This window comes from Caulobacter sp. GW821-FHT12F03 (genome assembly GCF_058806855.1).
Window position 1 is genome coordinate 134585 of the sequence record NZ_JBXAQC010000001.1, and the last position, 19645, is coordinate 154229.

Here is a 19645-nt window from a genome sequence, read left to right on the forward strand (position 1 = left end):
TATCGGCAGGTTGTCTTCCAGATTGAGCCTGGGGAGGCGACATGTTCGGACGAGTTTGCGCGCAGGCGCTGAGGCGTGGGGCCGGCGGCCTCCTGGGGCTGGTGATGCTGGCCAGCGGGCCGGCGCTCGCGGCGGAGCCCGGGTCACCGGTCTCGTTCGAGGCGACCTACCGGGTCGACGTCGTCGGGCCCGTGCAAGGCGGGCTGCAACGCCGCGGCCGGGTGCTGGACGATCTCGATCTGGTCGCCGATGTCGACCTGGGCCGGGCGATCGGCTGGAGCGGCGCGACCCTTCACGGCTATCTGCTGTCGAACAACGGCCAGGCGCCCAACGATGACGCCGGCACGCTGCAGGGCGTCGACAACATCGAGGTCGGGCGGCAGGGCCTGCGGCTCTATGAGCTGTGGCTCCAGGCGCCGGTCGGCGCGGGCACGACGGTGCTGGCCGGGCTCTACGACCTCAACAGCGAATTCTACGCCAACGACGCCGCGGGACTGCTGATCGGTCCGGCGTTCGGGATCGGATCGGAGCTGGCAGCGACCGGCCCCAACGGGCCGTCGATCTTTCCGTCGACGGCGCTGGCCTTGCGCGTGAACCACGACTTCTCCGCCGGCTATGTCCGGGCGGCGGTGCTGAACGCGAAGGCAGGCGTGCCCGGCGATCCCGACGGCGTCGACCTCAGCTTCGGCGACGGGGCGCTGTTCATCGCCGAGGCCGGCATGACCGGCCGGGCGAGGGTCGGGGTCGGCGTCTGGCGGTACGGCGCGTCCCAGGACGACATCCGCGACCTGACGCCGGGCGGGGATCCCGTCCAGCGTACGGCGCAGGGCGCCTATCTGATCGGCGAGGCGACCTTCATCGACGGCGGGGAGGCCGACCGCACGCTGAGCGGCTTTGTCCGGGTCGGGCTTTCGGACGGCGACACCTCGCCGTTTCGGGGCGGCTGGCAGGCCGGCCTGCTGCTCGACCACGCCTTGCCCGGGCGGCCCGACAGCCAGGTCTCGCTCGGGCTGCAGCAGGGCGTGCTGTCGTCGAAGATGAAGGCGAACATGGCCGCCGGCGGGCTCGATCCGGCGTCGGCCGAGTCCGGGTTCGAGCTGACCCTGTCCGACCGCATCGCGCCGCGCCTGACCCTGCAGCCCGACCTGCAGGTGATCTTCGACCCCGGCGGCGACTCGCGGGCGGAGACGGAGGTGATCTTCGGTCTGCGCCTGACCGTCGACCTGACGCCCTAGGTTTTCATCCGGCGGGGCGGTATCGCTGGCCGGTGCCGAACCTGATCCCCATCGACGACCCCGCCGACCCCCGGCTCGAGACCTATCGCGACATCCGCGAACGGGACCTCGTCGGGCGGCAAGGGCGGTTCATCGCCGAGGGCGAGACGGTGCTGCGGGTGCTTGCGGGACAGGACCGTCATCGGCCGCTGTCGGTGCTGATCGCGGCCAAGCGGCTGGAGAAGCTGCGCCCGATCCTCGAGACGTTCGCCGACGACCTGCCGGTCTATCTGGCCAGCCAGCCGGTGCTGGACGGCATCGTCGGCTTCGAGCTGCACCGGGGCATCCTGGCGCTGGCCGAGCGGGCCGCGCCGGTGGCGGCCGACACCCTGTTGGCCGGTCTGCCCGACAAGGCGCTGGTGCTGGCGCTGGTCGGGATCGCCAACCACGACAATATGGGCGGGCTGTTCCGCAACGCCGCCGGGTTCGGCGTCGACGCCGTCCTGCTCGATCCGACCTGCTGCGACCCGCTCTACCGCAAGGCCATCCGTGTGTCGGTCGGCGGGGTGCTGCGCGTGCCCTACGCCCGCCTCGACGAGGGCGAGGATCTGATCGGGCTGCTGGAGCGGCGCGGCTTCACCCCGGTGGCGCTGAGCCCGGCCGGGGAGACGGCCCTGTCAGATCTGCCGGCCCTTGCCCGTCCGGCGCTGCTGCTCGGCGCGGAGGGGCCAGGGCTGCCTGCCGCAACCCTGGCCCGCTGCCGGACGGTCTCGATCCCGATGGCGCCCGGCTTCGACTCGCTGAATGTCGCGGTCGCCGCCGGGATCGCCCTGCATCAGCTGCGGATCAGTTAGCCCACATCACGTATTCGGCGTCCTTCGGCATCGGCGTGCCGTCGACCGGCTTGTCGATCCAGATCGGGCCCTCGATCAGGGCCGGCCAGATCGGCTTGGCCGCGCGACGGTCCTGGGCGTCGAGCATCGCCGTCAGCTGGGCCACCACGGCCGGGTTGGCCGCCGCGACGTTGGTCTGTTCGGTGGGGTCGGCCTTGATGTTGAACAGCCAGGTCTTCTTCGGCCGTTCCGACAGCTGCAGCTTCCAGTCGCCATTGATCACCACGCGGTAGTGGCCCGAGCGGAAGAACAGCGGACGGTCCGGAACCTGGCCCCGCGACAGGGCGACCAGGTCGACGCCATCGAGCACGCCGGGCTTGGCCGCCGGCGCGCGGCCCGCCGCCGCCGCCGTGGCGAAGATGTCGAAGTGCATGGCCCGCGCCGGGCTCGTCGAGCCGGCCGGAATCTGGCCCGGCCAGCGCATGAAGAACGGCACCCGCACGCCACCCTCGAAGAAGGTCGCCTTGAAGCCGCGGTACGGTTTGTTGATGTCCGGCAGGCCGATGTAGTTGGCCCCGCCGTTGTCGCTGGTGAAGATGATGATGGTGTTGTCGCGCAGGCCCTGGGCGTCGACCTCGGCCAGCACCTTGCCGACGTTGCGATCGAGCGCGCGGATCATCGCCGCATAGACGCGCAGGCGGTGGTCCTTGATCTGCGGCAGGGCGTCATAGTCGGACTTCAGGGCCTGCAGCGGCGTGTGCGGCGCGTTGAAGGCCAGGTACATGAAGAATGGGCGGCTCTTGTTGGCGTCGATCGCCCGGACGGCCTCGTCGCCGAAGTAGTCGGTCAGGTAGCGGTCGGGGTGGAACGGCTTGCCGCCGTCGAAGCGCACGGAATAGGGCAGGTTGGCCCACAGGAACCGGTCGATCGGATCGAAGTCCTGCTTGGAGTTCACGACGTTGGCGTCGTGCTGGTCCATGTACATCCCGCCGCCGATCAGGAAGCCGAGGGTGTCGTCGAAGCCCTGGTCCTCGGGCCGCAGGCCCTTGGCCTCGCCCAGGTGCCACTTGCCGATGTGCAGGGTGCGGTAGCCGGCCGACTTCATCGTCTCGGCGAGAGTCACTTCGCTGGCGGGCACGCCGAGATCCTCGACGGGCGGCATCGCCGCGACGCGGTCCTCGTAGAAGATCGGCTTCACCGGGCCGTGGCCGCCCAGGCGCTGGATGTTGCGGGCGAAGGCCACGGGGACGGAGGTGAACTCGAAGCCGAAGCGGATCGGATAGCGGCCGGTCATCATCGCCGCGCGCGAGGGCGAGCAGGTGGCGTTGCCGGCGTAGCCGTTGGTGAACTTGACGCCGTCGCGGGCGATGGAGTCGATGTTCGGCGTCGGCACCGCGCCATTGGCGACGCCCTGGCCGGTCGAATCGAGGTCGTTGATGCCGAGGTCGTCGGCGACGATGACGATGACGTTCGGCGGACGCGTGGCGCCGGGCGCCAGGGCCGGGGCGGCGCCCGTTCCCCAGGTGACCTCATGATAGTTCTGGATCGGATCCTTGATCCGCCCGATCACGCCGGGGATGTAGATCCAGAAGTGCTGGAAGGCGACGACGCCCGCTACGGCGACGACGGCGACGGACCCCAGGGTCCAGAGAAGCTTGCGGTTCACGGTCGATCCTCTCGTCAGCGGAGCAGGGTGGTGCGGGTGATGGTCTTGTCGCCGGCCGGCAGGTCGATCAGGTCGCCGTCACGGGCGATCCACAACGGGCCGGTATAGACCTTGCGGGCGTCGCCCAGGAACGGTCCTTCCAGCGCCTTCAGCGGCAGCGGCGGCACGATGTGGTTCAGCAGAAGGGCGCCGACCTTGTCGTCGCGGGCGATGGCGGCGGCCGCCGACGGGCTGGTGTGGTAGTTCTGGATGTCCTGCATGATCTGGGCGCGCTTGGCGTTGCCCGTGCGCAGCGAGGCCTCGCGGATCAGGTTGACCAGCGTCGGCGACAGGGCCTCATGGACCAGCAGGTCGACGCCCCTGGCGTATTTCGCCACCACGGGCGAGGGGGCGGTGTCGCCGCTGATGACGACGCTGCGGCCCTTGTAGTCGAAGCGATAGCCGACCGAGGGGCCGACCGGACCGTGGTTGACCCGGAAGGCGGTGATCTTCACGCCGTCCTCCTCGAGCACCACGACCGAGTCCTGGCCGTCGGGAATGGCGAAGGCGTGCGGCTGGATGCCCGCCGTCGAGGGCGGCATGATCTTCGGGCCGTGGTGGGCGGTGCGGTAGCCGGAATCGAGGGCGTAGGCTTCGGTGAAGCCGGCCGCGACGCGCTCGACGCCCGTCGGGCCATAGAGCTGCAGCGGCGTCATCAGGTTGCCGCCGCCCCAGCGCTGCAGGGCCACGTTGCCAAGGCCGTCGATATGGTCGGAATGGAAGTGGGTCAGCAGGACCACGAAGTCGGGTCCGAACAGGCCCATGCGGCCGAGCGTGCGGCCGGCCGCTTCGCCCGTGTCGACGATGAACATGCGCTTGCCGGCGATCACCGCCGTGCAGGGGCCGCCGCGGTCGTGGTCCGGGAACGGACCGCCGGCGCCGCAGACGGCGACGTGCAGGCCATCCTTGAGCGCGGGAATGACGGGATGGCTCATGGCCCGGTCGAGGCGGCGCTCCATGATCCGCAGGGCGATCTGGCCACGCACCGCGTAGGCCCCCGCCGCCAGCAGGATCAGCAGCACCAGCAGTCCGGTGAACACGCGCTTCATGTCGCCCCCCAATTCCGGCTTGCCTGCCTGAATTATATTGGCATAATTTGTGCCATTAGTTTTTCCGCCGGTCAACCGGCTTCACGACGCGCCCAGAGACAGAGCATGCAGGTTCTCCGAACCCCCGACGACCGTTTCGCCAACCTGCCGGACTTCCCGTTCGCGCCGCACTACGAGACCATCCGCGATGCGTCGGGCGTCGACCTGCGCATCGGCTACATCGACGAGGGCCCCCGCGACGCCGCGCCTGTGCTGCTGATGCATGGCGAGCCGTCCTGGTCCTATCTGTACCGCGGGATCGTCGCGCCCCTGAAGGACAGGCACCGCGTCGTCGCGCCCGACCTCGTCGGCTTCGGCCGGTCGGACAAGCCGGCGGAGAAGAGCGACTACAGCTACGAGAAGCACGTCGCCTGGATGAGCGCCTGGCTGCTGGCGCTGGACCTGAAGGACATCACCCTGTTCTGCCAGGACTGGGGCGGGCTGGTCGGCCTGCGCCTGGTCGCCGCCTTCCCCGAGCGGTTCGCCCGGGTGATCGTGGCCAACACCGGCATGCCGACCGGCTCGGGCATGACCGAGGGCTTCAAGGCGTGGCTGACGATGAGCCAGACCATTCCGGTCTTCCCGGCGGGTATGATCGTCAACATGGGCAGCCTGCGCGAGTTGTCGCCGGAGGAAATCGCCGCCTATGACGCGCCCTATCCGGACGAGACCTACAAGTCCGGCGCGCGGATCTTCCCGACCTTCGTGCCGGTGACGCCCGAGCATCCCTCGGTGGCCGAGAACAAGGCCGCCTGGACCGTGCTGGAGGCCTTCGACAAGCCGTTCCTGACCGCTTTCAGCGACGGCGATCCCGTCTCGAAGGGGGGCGACGTTCCCTTCCAGCAACGCGTGCCCGGCGCGAAGGGCCAGAAGCACACGATCATCGAAGGGGGCGGCCACTTCCTGCAGGAGGACAAGCCCGCCGAGATCGCCGCCCTGATCGACCGTTTCATTTCGGAGACCCGCTGATGAAGGTGGAGAACGCGGTCGTGCCGACCGGCGAGCAGTTGCAGACCCTTCTGGCCATGGGCGGCGACCGGCCGGTCGTCATGGTCAACCTGCTCAAGTTCCGCGAGCGGGCGGAATACGACGAGCCCGGTGAGCCGGAGATGACCGGTCGCGAGGCCTATGAACGTTACGGCCGGGTGATGGCCGGGGTCGTGCTGTCGCGGGGCGGCAAGCTGCGCTTCTCCAGCAAGGTCGACGCCCTGGTCATCGGCGAGGTGGGCGAGCTGTGGGACGCCGTCGCGATCATGGAATATCCCAGCCGGTCGGCGTTTCTGGAGATCATCGGCCTGCCGGAGGTCCAGGAGATCGGTCGGCACCGCAAGGCCGGTCTCGCCGGCCAGCTGCTGATCCAGTGCTCGGAGGCGAGCGCGTAATGAGCGCGCCGGGCCGGTCGCCGTCGCGGATCACGCTGGCTCTGCTGGTCCTGCTCGGGCTGATCAACCTCGTCCGCGGCGCGATCCACGTCTTCCTGCCGGACAGCGGGGCCGGGGTTATCGCCCATTTCGATCTGGCGCGGGGCGGAACGGTCATCGTCTTCCTGCTGGCGATGGTCGGGGCGAGCCAGATCGGCGCGGGCCTGATCGACCTGCTGGTCGTCTGGCGGTTCCGGGCGTTCGCCGCGCCGCTGCTGGCGATCGAGCTGCTGCGGGCGCTGCTGGCGTTCTATATCGCCTTCGTGTCCAAGTCGGTCGGGGCCGGCTATCCCGGCGCGAAGGGCATCGTCGGGGCGGCGGTCGTGCTGGGCCTGGCGACGCTTTGGGAGTTCGCCCGACCGGGCCGCCGAACCTGATGGCTTGCAGGATGCGCCGCTGATGATAGGCCTGATCCCATGACCGCCCCGACGAAACCTCCACGCGCCGCCGAACCCGTGGTCGACGGCCGCCGGCTGCGCTCCGAGGCCAGCCGGTTGCGGATCGTCGAGGCGATGATCGCCCTGGTGTCGGAAGGCCTGACCATGCCGCCGGCCGAGGCCGTGGCCACCCGCGCCGGCGTCGGCCTGCGCACAGTGTTCCGTCTGTTCGAGGACATGGACGGCCTCTATCGCGGCATGCAGGCGGTGATGACCGCGCGCCTTGGCGGTCTGCTCGAGGCGCCGGTCGAGGCGGCGGACTGGCGCGAGGCCATCAACATCCTCATCGACCGGCGCGCCGAAGCGTTCGAAATCCTGCTGCCGCTGCAGATCGCCGCTGACAGCCCGCGCACCCGGTCCGCCGCCCTGCGCGAGGGCCGCCGGCGCCTGGTGCAGGGTCAGCGCGACACCTTGCTGGCCGTCCTGCCCGCCCAGATCCAGGCGGACGCCGAGCGGGTCCAGGCGCTCGACCTGGCGCTCAGCTTCGAGGCCTGGCGCCGCCTGCGCACCGACCAGGGCGCCGACATCGCCCAGGCCCGGGCCGTCATGCGCCGCATGGCGGCCGCGCTCACGGGCGACGTGGCGTGAAACGCCTCCTGCTGGTCCTGTTGCTCGGCCTGGCCGCGTGCGGGCCGAAGGTCCCGGAGCTGGCAACGCCGACGCGCGCCTGTCCGGTTCCCATGCCGACGGGCGAGGTCGCCCTGAAGGGCGGGACCTTCACCCTGGGAGCGATGCCCGAGCACAATGACGAGGGGCCGCCGGTCCGGGTGACGGTCGGGCCGTTCTCGATCGACCGCACCGAGGTGACCAACGCCGAGTTCGCCCAATTCGTGAAGGCCACCGGCTACGTCACCCTGGCCGAGCGGCAGCCGGACCCGAAGCTTTACCCGGGCGTGCCGGCGCGCAAGCTGAAGCCGTCCTCGCTGGTGTTTGTCGGGGCCAAGGGTCTGGGCTCGGGCGATCCGTCGCTCTGGTGGCGTATCGTCGACGGCGCCAGCTGGAAACATCCAGAGGGGCCGGGCAGCGACCTCAAGGGGCGCGAGCGCCATCCGGTGGTGCAGGTCGCGTACGACGACGCCCTGGCCTATGCCCGCTGGAAGGGCCGCGACCTTCCGACCGAGGCCGAATGGGAATTCGCCGCCCGCGCCGGGCTCGACGGCGCGCGCTACGAATGGGGCGATGACAAGCCGGCCCCGGGCCAGCCGCGCGCCAACAGCTGGCAGGGCGTGTTCCCGGCGCTCGACACCGGCGACGACGGCTACAAGGCCCGCACGGCCCCGGTCGGCTGCTATCCGGCCAGCGCCTACGGGCTCTTCGACATGACCGGCAACGTCTGGGAGTGGACGAAGGACTGGTACGAAACGCCCAACCCCGTCGGTCGCTCGCACCTGATCAAGGGCGGCTCGTTCCTCTGCGCCGACAACTTCTGCTACCGCTATCGCCCGAGCGCCCGCCAGCCCGGGCCGCCGGACACCGGGACCAGCCACGTGGGCTTCCGGACGGTGAAGCGGGGATAGCGTTCCCCGCGTCCTTCGACACGCCCTTCGGGCCTGCTCAGGATGACGTGCAGCAGGTCTACGTCATGGTGAGCAGCGCACAGCGCGTGTCGAACCACGCATTGACGCCGCAGCCTCCTCAATCTGTTGCGCCTCCGGGTTCGAGGTTCGAGAATGGATGCAACAGGCAAGGGGAACACATCCATGGGCGGGATCACGGTTCAGAAGGTCGCCGGGGCGCTGGGCGCCGAGATCGGCGGCGTCGACCTGTCCGTCGCGCTGGACGACGCGACCATCGCCGCGATCCGCCAGGCGCTGGTCGAGCACCAGGTGATCTTCTTCCGCGACCAGGCCCTGACCCCCGAGCAGCAGCTGGCGTTCGGCCGCCGGTTCGGGCCGCTGAACATCCATCCCTACGTCGCCGGCATGGCCGACTATCCGGAGGTGATGGAGATCATCAAGGAGCCCACCGACCGGATCAATTTCGGCGGCGGCTGGCACTCGGACATGAGCTTCCTCGAGACCCCGGCGATCGGCTCGATCCTCTATGCCGTCGAACTGCCCGACTGGGGCGGCGACACCCTGTTCGCCAGCCAGGCGGCGGCGTTCGACGCCCTGTCGCCCGGTCTGCAGGCGACGCTGGAGGGGCTCAACGCCATCCACTCGGCCGAGCGCGAATACGCCCCGACGGGCCCCTCGGCGCAGAAGCGCGAGTCGATGAAGATCAGCGACGCCGAGGGCATGGCCGGCCGCTTCAGCCATCCGATGGTCAAGGTCCACCCCGAGACCGGCCGCAAGGCGCTGTACGTCAATCCGGCCTTCACGATGAACATCGACGGCTGGAGCCGGCGGGACTCCAGGCCGCTGCTCGACTACCTGTTCGAGCACAGCCGCAAGGAGGCCTTCACCTGTCGCCTGCGCTGGCGCCCGGGCACGGTGGCCTTCTGGGACAACCGCTCGGTCTGGCACTATGCGCTCAACGACTACCCCGGCCAGCGCCGGCACATGCGGCGGGTGACGGTGGATCCCATTCCGGCCTGATCAGGTCAGGAAGCGCAGGCCGCGGGCCGCGAGCAGCAGCAGGCCGACGGTCAGCAGCGGCGCGAAGATCCGCAGGGTGTTGCGTGTCAGGGGTTCGGGCAGGAAGGTGTCAAAGATCGGCCCCTCGCCCGCCCCGTAGCGGACGGCCACGGCCGTCAGCGGGCACTTCATGCCGCTGGTCACAAAGACCACGACCTCGGTCAGGGCGAGGCCGAGCGCCGCGAACAGCCAGGGGCCTGATCGCCCGGTGACGCCGGCGTAGTCGACGATCAGGATCGCCGCGGCCATCACCAGGTAGATCGCCGTGTGGATGGCGCGGATGAGGGCCAGTCGCTGCGGATCGGTCATGACTGGTCCTGGGCCATCCGGGTCACAGCCTTCGTCCTCATGGGCGGGTCACGGCCGGCGGCCGGCCCGCGCGCCGGCGTTCGCCGGTTCGGCGATCAGCGGGCGGATGCGGTCAGACCAGACCTGGTAGCCACGCCCGTTCAGATGTCGCCCGTCGAAGCTCATGGTCTTGGGCAGCCACCCTTCCGGGGCGAGCAGGGGGTTCAGGTCGATGTAGGTGCAGGCCCCCGTATCGCAGAGACGGCGGTTCAGGGCGTTCAGGGTCCGGATGTTCTGATTGAGCTCGGGACGATCGGTGTAGACCACCGACTGCAGATAGACCCGCCGGCCCTTGAGACCCTGCACGATCCGGGCGGTGTATCCGGCGACCCGATCGGGTCTGACGTGGAAGTTCTTCAGATCGTTCAGGCCGATCATCAGGAAGACGGTATCGGCCGAGGGTGGCACGGATACGTCGAGGCGTTTGAGCACGCCGAGCGACGTATCGCCGTTCACGGCGCGATTGCCGACCGTCGGACCCAGCCATTCGCCCCAGTTGCCGTTTCCGGTGATCGAATCCCCGATGAGAACGGTCGTCGGGCCGTTCTCAAGCAGCCGAAACTGCGATGTGCGCTCCCGGTAGAGCGTGGAACCCGACGTGTCTGGAACCCGCTCGCGAAGCAGCGAATCCCTGTGGATCTGTTGCTTCAGGTAATGGACCGAGTAGCCGGCAAGAAAGCTGGCGGCAACCAATCCCATCAGCATCAGACTTCGTCGGCCGAGGATCACGGGGGCGGCTCACGCGAGATGTTGGCGAAAACGCCGTTCGTGCGCATGGCCGCGGCGACAAACCTGGAGCCTTCGCCCGTCATGTGCGCGCCATCGTATTCAACCGGGGCGCCGCCCGGCAAGGTGGAGGTGCACGACGCCTCGTCGCAGAGAATATCCACCACCGAGACGTAGGGAATTCCGATGTCCCGGGCCCTGGCGGCCATCAGCCGGTCGACCTCTCGTGGCCCCGGGCGTCGGTGACGGTCGACGATCGCCGGATCGCTCCGGAGCCAGGCCAGGGTCAGGATGCGCGGCAACTCGCTGTCGTACTGCACCGTCGGCCCGACCCAGATCACCTGGAAGCCCTGCGCCTTCAGGGCCAGGGCCGTCCGGGCGGCCGGCTCGACGTCGAAGGCCTTCCAGTTGCCCATCAGGACCACCGCGTCGACCGGCCGGGTCGGGAGGAAGTCCTGATACAGGCGCCGGGTCAGCGCATCGCATCGGTCGTAGCTTTCTTCGGTCTGCACCTCGAGCGGCTTGCAGGCCGCGGCGGTCGCCTGCAGCCAGTGGTACTCCGGGTAGGCCTCGTGGAGGCCGAGCCAGAGGTCGGCGGCATGGCTGTCGCCCATGATCAGGACGTTGGGCCGGTCCGTCGCCGGCGTCAGGCAGACATCGTCATCGAGGTCGGACTTGTAGCGTTTCCACAACAGGCAGACGCCGCGCCGCGAGTTCGCGTCCGAATTGTAGTTGATGTAGCTCCCGTAGGGGCCCGCGTGACCGGGCAGAACGTTCGGCAGGCCGCCGGTCACAAGGACGAGAGAGCACAGGGCGACCAGCAGGGCGGACCCGCCGCCGAGCGTCACCGCCAGGCCTCGCCGCGAAATGCGCTTACCGCGGAACGGCTGTTCGACGAAGCGCCATGTCAGGTAGCTGGCGACAAACGAAAGGCCGATGACGACGATGCCGGCGCCGATCTTGGAGTCGTGGGGGAAGAAGGTCCAGGCCATGCGCTGGAACGTCAGGATCGGCCAGTGCCACAGGTACAGCGAGTAGGAGATCTTGCCGATCGCCACCATCGGGGACCGGGACAGCAGCCAGCTCGCGCCGTTGGGGCCCGAGCCGCCAACAGCGATGAGCGCGGCGGCCCCGAGGCAGGGCGCAAGGGCCGTCAGGCCGGGGAACGGCGTGATCGGCGTGATGAACAGGACCGACCCGCCGATGAGCGCCAGGCCGGCCAGGCCGACCAGGTTGCGGGCCGCGCCGGAGCGGATCGGCGGGACCGCGCCGATGGCGAGCAGCGACCCCGTCAGCAACTCCCAGGCCCGGCTGGGGAGCATGTAGAAGGCGGACGGCCAGTGGAGCAGGGCGCCCACGGCGCTGACGGCGAGTGAGGCGGCGAAGATCAGCCAGAGGACGGCTTTCGCAGAGATATTCCGCCTTGCCAGAAGGATCAGCAGGACTGGGAAGAATAGATAGAACTGCTCCTCGACGCCCAGAGACCAGGTATGCAGAAGAGGCTGGCTGTCAGCGCCGCGTTCAAAGTAATTACTCGTAAAAGAAAAATAGATATTCGATAAAGATGATATCGAAAATATCGCGGTCTTAGCGAAATTTTCGCGGTCCGATGGTGAAAATGCGATTATAGAAACCACAAGAAATGCATAAAGCACGGTAAGCAGCGCAGGTATGATCCTTCTTATTCTGCGCTCGTAGAATTTGATTATCGAGTAAGATCCGCTTTTCTGTTGTTCAATGATCAGGTTGGTGATCAGGAAGCCCGAAATGACAAAAAAGACGTCGACCCCGACAAAACCCCCGGTTGTAATTCCAATGTGAAAGAGAATTACGGGTATAATTGCGACCGCGCGCAGTCCATCGACGTCTGGTCTATAGTGCAATTTCCCGCCCCTGGAATATTTACAGCCATGGCGAAATCACCCCGATATCCCGTCGCGTCAAGACCTTCCGATCTACACACGATAATTCTCTCTAATCCCGGGTCTGTTCTATGATCACCCTCTACCACTGCGCCGATGCGCGCTCGTTCAGGCCGCTTTGGGCGCTGGAGGAACTGGGGCTCGACTACCAGTTGCGCATGCTGCCGTTCCCGCCGCGGTTCCTGAAGAAGGAGTACCTGCAGGAGAACCCGCTCGGGACGATCCCGCTGCTGGTCGATGGCGAGACGCGGATGACGGAGTCGGCGGCGATCGTCGAGTATCTCAGCCGCAGGTACGGCGGGACCAGCGGCCTGGCCGTGGAGCCCGACGAGCCCGGCTTCGGCGCCTGGCTCAACGCCCTGCACTTCGGCGAGGCGACCCTGACCTTCCCGCAGACGCTGGTGCTTCGCTACACGCGCCTCGAGCCGAAGGAGCGCCGCCAGCCGCAGGTGGCCGACGATTACGCCAAGTGGTTCCTCGCCCGGCTGCGGGGGCTGGAAGCGATCGTCAGCGAGGCCCCCTTCGTCGCGGCCGGCCGGTTCACCGGCGGCGACATCTCGGTGGCCTACGCCCTGCTGCTGGCCTGCTCGCTCGGCCTGGAGGAGAAGTTCCCGCCGGCCGTCGCCGCCTACTGGGCGCGCATGCAGGCGCGGCCGGGCTTCATCAGCGCCAAGGCGGCTCAGGCGAAGGCCTCCGCCGAACAGGGGCTGACCGCCGTGCCGCTGGATCAGCTATAGACGTCGGCACAATGACGCCCACACCCCTGATCATCGACTGCGACCCCGGCGTTGACGACGCGGTCGCCCTGCTGCTGGCCTTCGCCGCGCCCGAGGCGCTGGACCTGCTGGCCATCACCACGGTGGCCGGCAACGTCGCCGCCGACCTGACGGCCCGCAACGCCCGGATCATCCGCCAGATCGCCGGCCGCGAGGAGGTGCCGGTCCATGTCGGCGCATCGGCCCCGCTGGTCCGGCCGCCGGTCATCGCCAGCCATTTCCACGGCGAGTCGGGTCTCGGAACCCTGCCGGCGTTCGAGCCCGACGCGCCGGCAGCGCCGGGCGACGCCGCCCAGGCGATCATCGACATCGTCATGAGCCGCCCGCCGGGCAGCGTGTCGATGGCTGTGACCGGGCCGATGACCAATCTGGCGCTGGCCCTGCAACGCGAGCCGGCGCTGGCCGCGCGGCTGGGACCGGTGGTGGTCATGGGCGGCGCCCGGCGCGAGGGCGGCAACATCACCGCCTCGGCCGAGTACAACATCTACGCCGATCCGCACGCCGCCGACGTCGTGTTCCGCTCTGGCGTGGAGACCGTCGTGCTGGGCCTCGACGCCACCCATCAGGTGCGGGCCACGCCGGCGCGGGTGGCGGCGGTCAAGGCGATCGACACCCCGGCCGCCCGGGCCGTGGCGCAGCTGTTCGACTTCGCGGTCTGGACCGAACAGACCCATGTCGGCGGCGACAGCCCGCCGCAGCATGACCCCTGCACCATCCTCTATCTGCTGGCGCCGCAGCACTTCACCGCCGTTCCCGTCGACCTGCAGGTCGAGACCGGTTCGGAGCTCACCATGGGGCATACCGCCGTCGAGTTCCGTCTGGCCGATCCCGCGGCCGCGACCTGCCGTTGGGTGACGGACGTCGACCATGAGGCGGTGTTCGCCGTGATCCTGGAGCTGCTGGCCCGATGAGCGCGCCGCTGATCACCGTGGTCGGATCGATCAATCTCGACTTCGTCGCCACCGCCGCGACCCTGCCGGCGCCTGGCGAGACGGTCACCGGCGCGACCCTGGCCACCCATCCGGGCGGCAAGGGCGCCAACCAGGCGCTGGCCGCCCGCCGGCTGGGGGCAGAGGTGCGGATGGTCGGCCGCGTCGGCGCCGACGCCATGGCCGGTCAGGCGCTGGCCCTGTTGAAGGCGAGCGGCGTCGACCTGTCGGGCGTTGCGGTCGATCCGGCGGCGCCCACCGGCGTGGCCCTGATCGGCGTCGACGCCGAGGGCGAGAACCAGATCATCGTCGCGCCCGGAGCCAACGCGATCTTCACGCCGGACCGGCTGCCGGCGGTGATCGAGGGCGCGCTGATCTGCCAGATGGAGCTGCCGGCCGAAACGGTCGCGGCGGCCGTGGCGCGGGCGACCGGCTTTGTCTGCGTCAATCTCGCCCCGGCGCTCGACGTGCCCGACAGCGTGCTGCAACGCGCCGACCTGATCGTCGTCAACCAGGGGGAGTCCGAGGTCTACGGCAAGCGGCTGCACGGCCTGCCGGGGGTGGTGGCGGTGACCTGGGGCTCGCGCGGCGCCGGCCTGTTCCGCGACGGCGCGCGGCTGGCCACGGCCGAGCCGCCGGAGGTCGATGTGGTCGACACCACCGGCGCGGGCGACACCTTCGTCGGGGCCCTGACCGTCGCCCTGCTGGAGGGTATGGGCCAGCGCGAGGCGCTTGCCTTCGCCTGCGCCGCCGGGGCGCTGACCGCGACCCGGGCCGGGGCGCAGTCGTCGCTGCCGACGCGGGCCGAGGTGGAGGCGGTGCTGGCGGGGTGACGCAGGGTGCGTCCTTCGAGACGCTCGCTTGAGGCTCGCTCCTCAGGATGACGAAAAGGGTCGGGCTGCAAAATTGTTCGTCATGGTGAGGAGCGAGGCATCAGCCGAGCGTCTCGAACCACGCACACTTTGCCCGCTCTCATGATGGGTCTAATCATTCCTCCCATGACCCGATCCGTTCCCGAACTGAGCCTCAGGGCCTTCACCGAGGGCGACGCCGCCCAGCGGCAGGCCTTTTCCGACGCGATGATGCGCGGCCTGCAGGACTACGGCTTCTTCGTCCTCAAGGACCACGGCGTGCCGGTCGAGCTGCTGCAACGCGCCTACGGCGAGGCCGAGGGGCTGTTCGCCCTGCCGGACGACACCAAGCGCCAGTACGCCAAGGGCATGCGCGGCTACACCCCGTTTGGCGTCGAGCACGCCAAGGACAGCGGTCATCCGGACCTCAAGGAATTCTGGCAGGTCGGCCATGATCCCTCGCCGGAGGCCGGCGCCGATCTCGAGCCCAACGTCTGGCCTGCCGAGGCGCCGGGCGTGCAGCCGGCATTCCAGAGCCTGTTCGCCGCGCTCAACGAGACGGGCGTGATCCTGCTACGGGCCCTGGCCCCGACGCTCGGCCTGGCCGGCGACTTCTTCGACGACAAGGTGCGCTACGGCACCTCGCTGCTGCGGGTGCTGCACTATCCGCCGCTGGCGCCGGACGCCGACCCGAACGCCGTGCGCTCGGCGGCGCACGAGGACATCAACTTCCTGACCATCATGGTCGCCGCCAAGGGCGCGGGCCTGGAACTGCTCGACCGCGACGGGACCTGGCTGCCGGTGGTCACCGAGCCGACCAACCTGATCGTCGACAGCGGCGACATGCTGGCGCGCATGACCAACGGCGTGATCCCGGCGACGACCCACCGCGTGGTCAACCCGACCGGGCCGAACGTCAGCCGCTACTCGATGCCGTTCTTCATGCATCCGACGCTGGAGACGTCGCTGGCGGTGCTGGAGAGCTGCGTCGGCGACGGCGCGAAGTTCGAGCCGGTGACGGCGGGGGCGTTTCTCGACGAGCGGCTGAGGGCGATCGGGCTAAAAAAATGAGCCCCAAAAACACCGTGCATCCGCCGGGATGAGCGGGAGTGGGGGGCTAGCGGGTCTCGACCCCCGCCCGGCACGTCATCAGCGGCTGGATCTTCGTGCCGAAGTCCTCAACCCCCTGCACGAAGTCGTCGAAAGTCAGCAGCACGCCCGCCGTGTCCGGCACCGTCGCCACCTCGTCCAGCATCCTCGCGATCGACGCATACGACCCCACCAGCGTCCCCATGTTGAGGTTCACCGCCGCCTTCTCGGCCGCCAGCTGCTTTGTGTTGGTGTCCTCCGAGGTGTTGCCGGCTGCCTGGCCGACCAGCCAGGCCACGGCCTCCTTGTCGACGCCGTCGCGGTAGAGCTCCCACTTGGCCATGGCCTTCTCGTCGGTCTCGTCGGCGATGATCATGAACAGGATGTAGGCGCTGACATCCCGGCCGGTCTTCTCCTTCGCCGCGCGCAGGCGCTCGTTGACGTCGGCGAAGGCAGTCGGGGTGTTGGTCCCCTTGCCGAGCGCGAAGCTGTAGTCGGCGTACTGGGCCGTGAAGGCCAGGCCCTCGGTCGAGGAGCCGGCGCAGATGATCTTGGTGTCCCTGGCCTGCGGGCTGACCCGGCAGTCGGTCATCTGGAAATAGTCGCCCTTGAAGTTCGACACCCCGGTGTCGAACAGGTCGCGCAGGATCCGGGCGTATTCGGCCAGGTAGTCATAGCGGCGGGTGTAGTGGCTGTCGCCCGGCCACAGGCCCATCTGGCTGTACTCGGCCTCGGCCCAGCCGGTGACCAGGTTGATGCCGAACCGGCCCGGCGCGATCGAGTCGATGGTCGCGGCCATGCGGGCGACGATCGCCGGCGGCAGGGTCAGGGTCGCGGCGGTGGCGAAGATCTTGATCCGGTCGGTGACGGCGGCCAGGCCGGCCATCAGGGTGAAGCTCTCGAGGTTGTGCTCCCAGAACTGGGTCTTCCCGCCGAACCCGCGCAGCTTGATCATCGACAGGGCGAAGTCGAAGCCGTAGCGGTCCGCCGCCTGGGTGATGGTCTTGTTCAGTTCGAAGGACGGCATGTACTGCGGCGCGGTCTCGGAGATGAGCCAGCCGTTGTTGCCGATCGGGATGAAGACGCCGATTTCCATGGGGAGTCCTTGGGCTAGTGCGTCGCGCCGCCGAGGAAGGCGACGAGCGAGGCGTTGAAGGCGTCCGGCGCGGTCACGGTGAAGCCGTGTCCGCCCCAGGGGACGATGTCGAGGGTGGCGTTGGGCAGGCGGGCGGCCAGTCGGCGCGAGCAACCGACCGGGACCAGCATGTCGTCGGCGCTGGCGCTGATCAGCACCGGATGGGGAATCTCGGGCAGGCGGGCGTCGATGTCGAAATCCAGGAGGGCCTGGATGCGCGCCAGCATCACCTCCCGCGTCGGGAAGCCGGCGACGTGGTGCGGCTCCTCCAGTTCGAGTCGGTCGTGGTTCTCGCTGATCCAGTCGGCCGGGTAGAGGAAAAGCGGCTGGGCGTGGACATAGGCCTCCGGCCCGCTGTCGTTGAGCAGGCTGATGCGGGTGCGAAAGCAGCGGGCGACATGGGCGTTGGGAGCGGCCCAGCCGTTGATCACCGCCAGCCGGTCCAGCCTGTCCGGATGGTTCAGCGCCAGCGCCAGCCCGGCGATGCCGCCGGCCGCGTGGCCGACCACATGGGCCTTGGTGAGCCCGACCGCGTCCAGCACGGCGACGATGTCATCGGCCATGCGGTCCACGCTGTGGTCGTCGTGCAGCGTTCGCACGCTGCGGGCCGTGCCGCGGTGATCGTAGAGCAGCACGCGGAAGCGCTCGGAGAGGGCCGCCATCTGCGGCGCCCAGAAGGCCGCCGAACCGCCGAGCCCCGCCGACAGGACCACGACCTCGCGCATGTCGTCGGGCCCCGCGTCATGGAGCTCGTAGTACAGGCCGTCGGCGGTCCCCGCTTGCGGCACCGGCGTCAGCGCTTGCCGATGTGGGCGATCGAGGCGATCTCGACCAGGAAGTCGGGCCGCACCAGGCCGCAGACGATGCAGAACCGGGCCGGCTTGTCGCCCGGGAAATACTCCGCATAGACCTTGTTCAGGGCCGCGTAGTCGGCCCAGTCCTTGAGGAAGATGTGGTTCATGGTCACGTCGTCCATCGTGCCGCCAGCGGTCTCGATGACCGACTTGATGGTCTCCAGCACGATGCGCGTCTGGCCCTCGGCGTCGCCGACGCAGGCGACGTTGTTGTCCTTGTCGAACGCCAGGGTGCCCGAGACATAGACCACGCCGTCCGCGAGCGTGCCGGGCGAGAAGGGGGCGATGGGCGTCTGGGTCCCGGGCGGAGTGATGACGGTCTTGGGCATGATGGAGCTCCTCAGGATTTCGGCGCGACCTGGCCGAACGCGCCCTTGAAGTCGGCGACGCTGGACACCCAGCCGAAGAATTTCTCGATGTTGTAGATGGCCGCCTGCTGCAGGAATTCGGGGCCGGCCTGGTGGGTGGCGTCCTCCAGCACGATGCCGAAGTATTCGAGGAAGAAGCCGTCGCGCAGGGTCGACTCGACGCAGACGTTGGTGGCGATGCCGACCACGACGATGTTGCGGATGCCGCGTGAGCGCAGGGTGCTGTCGAGCTGGCTGTTGAAGAAGCCGCTGTAGCGGGTCTTGTGCAGCACGATGTCGCCGGGCTGGGGCTTGAGGTCGTCGACCAGCTCGTAGTCCCAGGTCCCCCTGGCCAGCAGCGTGCCCTGCAGTTCCGGGCGCTGTCGCATGGTCTTCAGGGCGTTGGACTTGTGGAAGTTGGGCGAGCCCGGCCCGCCGGCCTCGACATAGTCGGCGTCCCAGCCGTTCTGGAAATAGATCACCGGCATGCCGGCCGCGCGGGCCACCTCAAGCACGCCCCTGGTGTTCTGGATGACCCGGTCGGCCCCGGAGATGTCGAATCCGGCCAGGTCCAGATAGCCGCCCGGCGAGGCGTAGGCGTTCTGCATGTCGATGACGATCACCGCCGTCTGCGACACCGAAACCGGGATCGGCTCGGGCCGGGCGGGGAGCATGATGAGGTCGTCGGGCGATGCCATGCCGAAGCGGGCCCTTGCGTTGTCGGGGCCGTACCATGGCATACGGGGACGTGGCGCCAACCCATACCGAGCCGGAGACCCCGTTCCATGTCCGATCGCCTGCCCGACGCCAGCCTTGACCAGATTTTCCGCACCGCCCGCACGCGCAACGGCTGGACGCCGGAGACGATCAGCGAGGCCTTGATTCGCGAGATCTACGACACGGCCAAATGGGGTCCGACCTCGTCCAACTGCTGTCCCGGGCGGTTCGTGTTCCTGACCAGCGAGGAGGCCAAGGCGCGGCTCGCGCCGCACATGTCGTCGGGCAACCGGGCCAAGACCCTGGCTGCGCCGGTCAATGTGATCCTGGCCTACGACATGGCCTTCTACGAGCGACTGCCCTACCTCGCGCCCCACAGTCCGAACGCCAGGGACTGGTTCACCTCCAACGAGGCGCTGGTCAAGGAAACGGCCTTCCGCAACGGCTCGCTGCAGGCCGCCTATCTGATGATCGCCGCCCGGTCGCTCGGGCTGGACTGCGGGCCGATGTCGGGCGTGAAGCTCGACGGGGTGAACGCCGAGTTCTTCGCCGGCACGACCTGGGAGGCCAACTTCATCTGCAACATCGGCCACGGCACGGACGAGCACCTGCACCCCCGCGCGCCCCGGCTGGACTTCGAGGAGGCGTGCCGGATCTTGTAGAGCGCAGAGCCAAGG

22 protein-coding genes are annotated in these 19645 nt (G+C 68.7%); 13 read left to right on the top strand and 9 right to left on the bottom strand.

All coding sequences use genetic code 11. The annotated features are described in order from the left end of the window. Window positions 1-41 precede the first annotated feature (41 nt). Together AC1RN0_RS00635 and AC1RN0_RS00640 are read left to right on the top strand one after the other, a co-directional pair. On the top strand, window positions 42-1235 hold the full coding sequence (locus AC1RN0_RS00635; RefSeq protein WP_492785490.1) for a carbohydrate porin: 1194 nt from the start codon (window positions 42-44) through the stop codon (window positions 1233-1235). 32 nt (window positions 1236-1267) lie between these two features. Next, window positions 1268-2068, top strand: coding sequence for a TrmH family RNA methyltransferase (locus AC1RN0_RS00640; RefSeq protein WP_492785491.1), 801 nt, complete (start codon window positions 1268-1270; stop codon window positions 2066-2068). Here the strand turns inward: AC1RN0_RS00640 and AC1RN0_RS00645 are convergent. Together AC1RN0_RS00645 and AC1RN0_RS00650 are read right to left on the bottom strand one after the other, a co-directional pair. Then, a complete protein-coding gene (locus tag AC1RN0_RS00645) occupies window positions 2061-3713 on the bottom strand; it encodes a sulfatase-like hydrolase/transferase (RefSeq protein ID WP_492785492.1) in 1653 nt (550 codons plus the stop codon). The genes AC1RN0_RS00640 and AC1RN0_RS00645 overlap by 8 nt on opposite strands. A gap of 14 nt (window positions 3714-3727) precedes the next feature. After that, a complete protein-coding gene (locus tag AC1RN0_RS00650; protein WP_492785493.1) occupies window positions 3728-4801 on the bottom strand; it encodes an MBL fold metallo-hydrolase in 1074 nt (357 codons plus the stop codon). Window positions 4802-4906: 105 nt separating this feature from the next. Here AC1RN0_RS00650 and AC1RN0_RS00655 point away from each other — a divergent pair, with 105 nt between their 5' ends. From AC1RN0_RS00655 to AC1RN0_RS00680, 6 genes are all read left to right on the top strand, one after another. Beyond that, complete coding sequence (locus AC1RN0_RS00655) at window positions 4907-5809, top strand: haloalkane dehalogenase (RefSeq protein WP_492785494.1); 903 nt, start codon at window positions 4907-4909, stop codon at window positions 5807-5809. Then, window positions 5809-6222, top strand: a complete 414-nt coding sequence (locus tag AC1RN0_RS00660; RefSeq protein WP_492785495.1) for a DUF1330 domain-containing protein — start codon at window positions 5809-5811, stop codon at window positions 6220-6222. The genes AC1RN0_RS00655 and AC1RN0_RS00660 overlap by 1 nt, the downstream gene beginning before the upstream one ends. Next, entirely contained in the window at window positions 6222-6638 is a 417-nt protein-coding gene (locus tag AC1RN0_RS00665; RefSeq protein WP_492785496.1) for a hypothetical protein, read from the top strand. Before AC1RN0_RS00660 ends, AC1RN0_RS00665 begins: the two co-directional genes overlap by 1 nt. 39 nt (window positions 6639-6677) lie before the next feature. Further along, the gene (locus AC1RN0_RS00670; RefSeq protein ID WP_492785497.1) at window positions 6678-7286 is read left to right on the top strand and encodes a TetR/AcrR family transcriptional regulator; all 609 of its coding nucleotides are present in this window, start codon (window positions 6678-6680) and stop codon (window positions 7284-7286) included. Next, window positions 7283-8215, top strand: a complete 933-nt coding sequence (locus tag AC1RN0_RS00675; protein ID WP_492785498.1) for a formylglycine-generating enzyme family protein — start codon at window positions 7283-7285, stop codon at window positions 8213-8215. The genes AC1RN0_RS00670 and AC1RN0_RS00675 overlap by 4 nt, the downstream gene beginning before the upstream one ends. Before the next feature lie 183 nt (window positions 8216-8398). Then, complete coding sequence (locus tag AC1RN0_RS00680) at window positions 8399-9235, top strand: TauD/TfdA dioxygenase family protein (protein WP_492785499.1); 837 nt, start codon at window positions 8399-8401, stop codon at window positions 9233-9235. Here the strand turns inward: AC1RN0_RS00680 and AC1RN0_RS00685 are convergent, their stop codons facing one another. The 3 genes from AC1RN0_RS00685 to AC1RN0_RS00695 are packed head-to-tail and all read right to left on the bottom strand — an operon-like array spanning window position 9236 to window position 12231. Then, entirely contained in the window at window positions 9236-9583 is a 348-nt protein-coding gene (locus tag AC1RN0_RS00685) for a hypothetical protein (protein WP_492785500.1), read from the bottom strand. It lies immediately after the preceding gene. 48 nt (window positions 9584-9631) lie between these two features. Then, on the bottom strand, window positions 9632-10351 hold the full coding sequence (locus tag AC1RN0_RS00690; RefSeq protein WP_492785501.1) for a GDSL-type esterase/lipase family protein: 720 nt from the start codon (window positions 10349-10351) through the stop codon (window positions 9632-9634). Further along, a complete protein-coding gene (locus tag AC1RN0_RS00695; protein ID WP_492785502.1) occupies window positions 10348-12231 on the bottom strand; it encodes an acyltransferase family protein in 1884 nt (627 codons plus the stop codon). Before AC1RN0_RS00695 ends, AC1RN0_RS00690 begins: the two co-directional genes overlap by 4 nt. Window positions 12232-12341: 110 nt before the next feature. Between AC1RN0_RS00695 and AC1RN0_RS00700 the strand changes: the two genes are divergently transcribed. The 4 genes from AC1RN0_RS00700 to AC1RN0_RS00715 all read left to right on the top strand — a co-directional run bounded on the left by AC1RN0_RS00700 (window position 12342) and on the right by AC1RN0_RS00715 (window position 15897). Continuing rightward, complete coding sequence (locus AC1RN0_RS00700; RefSeq protein ID WP_492785503.1) at window positions 12342-13007, top strand: glutathione S-transferase family protein; 666 nt, start codon at window positions 12342-12344, stop codon at window positions 13005-13007. An 11-nt stretch (window positions 13008-13018) separates the two neighbouring features. After that, complete coding sequence (locus AC1RN0_RS00705; protein WP_492785504.1) at window positions 13019-13957, top strand: nucleoside hydrolase; 939 nt, start codon at window positions 13019-13021, stop codon at window positions 13955-13957. Beyond that, window positions 13954-14808 carry a ribokinase gene (locus AC1RN0_RS00710; protein ID WP_492785505.1) on the top strand — a complete coding sequence of 285 codons (855 nt, stop codon included), beginning with the start codon at window positions 13954-13956 and terminating at the stop codon, window positions 14806-14808. Before AC1RN0_RS00705 ends, AC1RN0_RS00710 begins: the two co-directional genes overlap by 4 nt. 165 nt (window positions 14809-14973) lie before the next feature. Next, a complete protein-coding gene (locus AC1RN0_RS00715; protein WP_492785506.1) occupies window positions 14974-15897 on the top strand; it encodes an isopenicillin N synthase family dioxygenase in 924 nt (307 codons plus the stop codon). Between the two features lie 46 nt (window positions 15898-15943). Here AC1RN0_RS00715 and rutA read toward each other — a convergent pair whose 3' ends face one another. The 4 genes from rutA to rutB are packed head-to-tail and all read right to left on the bottom strand — an operon-like array spanning window position 15944 to window position 18949. Further along, window positions 15944-17011, bottom strand: a complete 1068-nt coding sequence (gene rutA / locus AC1RN0_RS00720; protein WP_492785507.1) for a pyrimidine utilization protein A — start codon at window positions 17009-17011, stop codon at window positions 15944-15946. Window positions 17012-17025: 14 nt separating this feature from the next. Then, the gene (rutD, locus tag AC1RN0_RS00725) at window positions 17026-17838 is read right to left on the bottom strand and encodes a pyrimidine utilization protein D (RefSeq protein WP_492785508.1); all 813 of its coding nucleotides are present in this window, start codon (window positions 17836-17838) and stop codon (window positions 17026-17028) included. A gap of 5 nt (window positions 17839-17843) precedes the next feature. Next, window positions 17844-18233 (bottom strand): pyrimidine utilization protein C, encoded by a 390-nt coding sequence (gene rutC / locus AC1RN0_RS00730; RefSeq protein WP_492341993.1) that lies wholly within the window; start codon window positions 18231-18233, stop codon window positions 17844-17846. An 11-nt stretch (window positions 18234-18244) separates the two neighbouring features. After that, window positions 18245-18949 (bottom strand): pyrimidine utilization protein B, encoded by a 705-nt coding sequence (gene rutB / locus AC1RN0_RS00735; RefSeq protein WP_492785509.1) that lies wholly within the window; start codon window positions 18947-18949, stop codon window positions 18245-18247. 87 nt (window positions 18950-19036) lie between these two features. On the opposite strand from rutB, the gene AC1RN0_RS00740 reads away from it, so the two are divergent. Further along, window positions 19037-19630 (top strand): malonic semialdehyde reductase, encoded by a 594-nt coding sequence (locus AC1RN0_RS00740; RefSeq protein WP_492785510.1) that lies wholly within the window; start codon window positions 19037-19039, stop codon window positions 19628-19630. Window positions 19631-19645 lie beyond the last annotated feature (15 nt).

What these genes read in the sequence shown, in the direction of transcription:
- AC1RN0_RS00715 (WP_492785506.1), top strand. Translation starts at nt 14,974, where the DNA reads ATGACCCGATCCGTTCCCGAACTGAGCCTCAGGGCCTTCACCGAGGGC.
- AC1RN0_RS00705 (WP_492785504.1), top strand. Translation starts at nt 13,019, where the DNA reads ATGACGCCCACACCCCTGATCATCGACTGCGACCCCGGCGTTGACGAC.
- AC1RN0_RS00740 (WP_492785510.1), top strand. Translation starts at nt 19,037, where the DNA reads ATGTCCGATCGCCTGCCCGACGCCAGCCTTGACCAGATTTTCCGCACC.
- rutA (WP_492785507.1), bottom strand. Translation starts at nt 17,011, where the DNA reads ATGGAAATCGGCGTCTTCATCCCGATCGGCAACAACGGCTGGCTCATC.
- AC1RN0_RS00665 (WP_492785496.1), top strand. Translation starts at nt 6,222, where the DNA reads ATGAGCGCGCCGGGCCGGTCGCCGTCGCGGATCACGCTGGCTCTGCTG.
- AC1RN0_RS00650 (WP_492785493.1), bottom strand. Translation starts at nt 4,801, where the DNA reads ATGAAGCGCGTGTTCACCGGACTGCTGGTGCTGCTGATCCTGCTGGCG.
- AC1RN0_RS00655 (WP_492785494.1), top strand. Translation starts at nt 4,907, where the DNA reads ATGCAGGTTCTCCGAACCCCCGACGACCGTTTCGCCAACCTGCCGGAC.
- rutC (WP_492341993.1), bottom strand. Translation starts at nt 18,233, where the DNA reads ATGCCCAAGACCGTCATCACTCCGCCCGGGACCCAGACGCCCATCGCC.
- AC1RN0_RS00680 (WP_492785499.1), top strand. Translation starts at nt 8,399, where the DNA reads ATGGGCGGGATCACGGTTCAGAAGGTCGCCGGGGCGCTGGGCGCCGAG.
- AC1RN0_RS00685 (WP_492785500.1), bottom strand. Translation starts at nt 9,583, where the DNA reads ATGACCGATCCGCAGCGACTGGCCCTCATCCGCGCCATCCACACGGCG.
- AC1RN0_RS00710 (WP_492785505.1), top strand. Translation starts at nt 13,954, where the DNA reads ATGAGCGCGCCGCTGATCACCGTGGTCGGATCGATCAATCTCGACTTC.
- AC1RN0_RS00670 (WP_492785497.1), top strand. Translation starts at nt 6,678, where the DNA reads ATGACCGCCCCGACGAAACCTCCACGCGCCGCCGAACCCGTGGTCGAC.
- AC1RN0_RS00700 (WP_492785503.1), top strand. Translation starts at nt 12,342, where the DNA reads ATGATCACCCTCTACCACTGCGCCGATGCGCGCTCGTTCAGGCCGCTT.
- AC1RN0_RS00635 (WP_492785490.1), top strand. Translation starts at nt 42, where the DNA reads ATGTTCGGACGAGTTTGCGCGCAGGCGCTGAGGCGTGGGGCCGGCGGC.
- rutB (WP_492785509.1), bottom strand. Translation starts at nt 18,949, where the DNA reads ATGGCATCGCCCGACGACCTCATCATGCTCCCCGCCCGGCCCGAGCCG.
- AC1RN0_RS00660 (WP_492785495.1), top strand. Translation starts at nt 5,809, where the DNA reads ATGAAGGTGGAGAACGCGGTCGTGCCGACCGGCGAGCAGTTGCAGACC.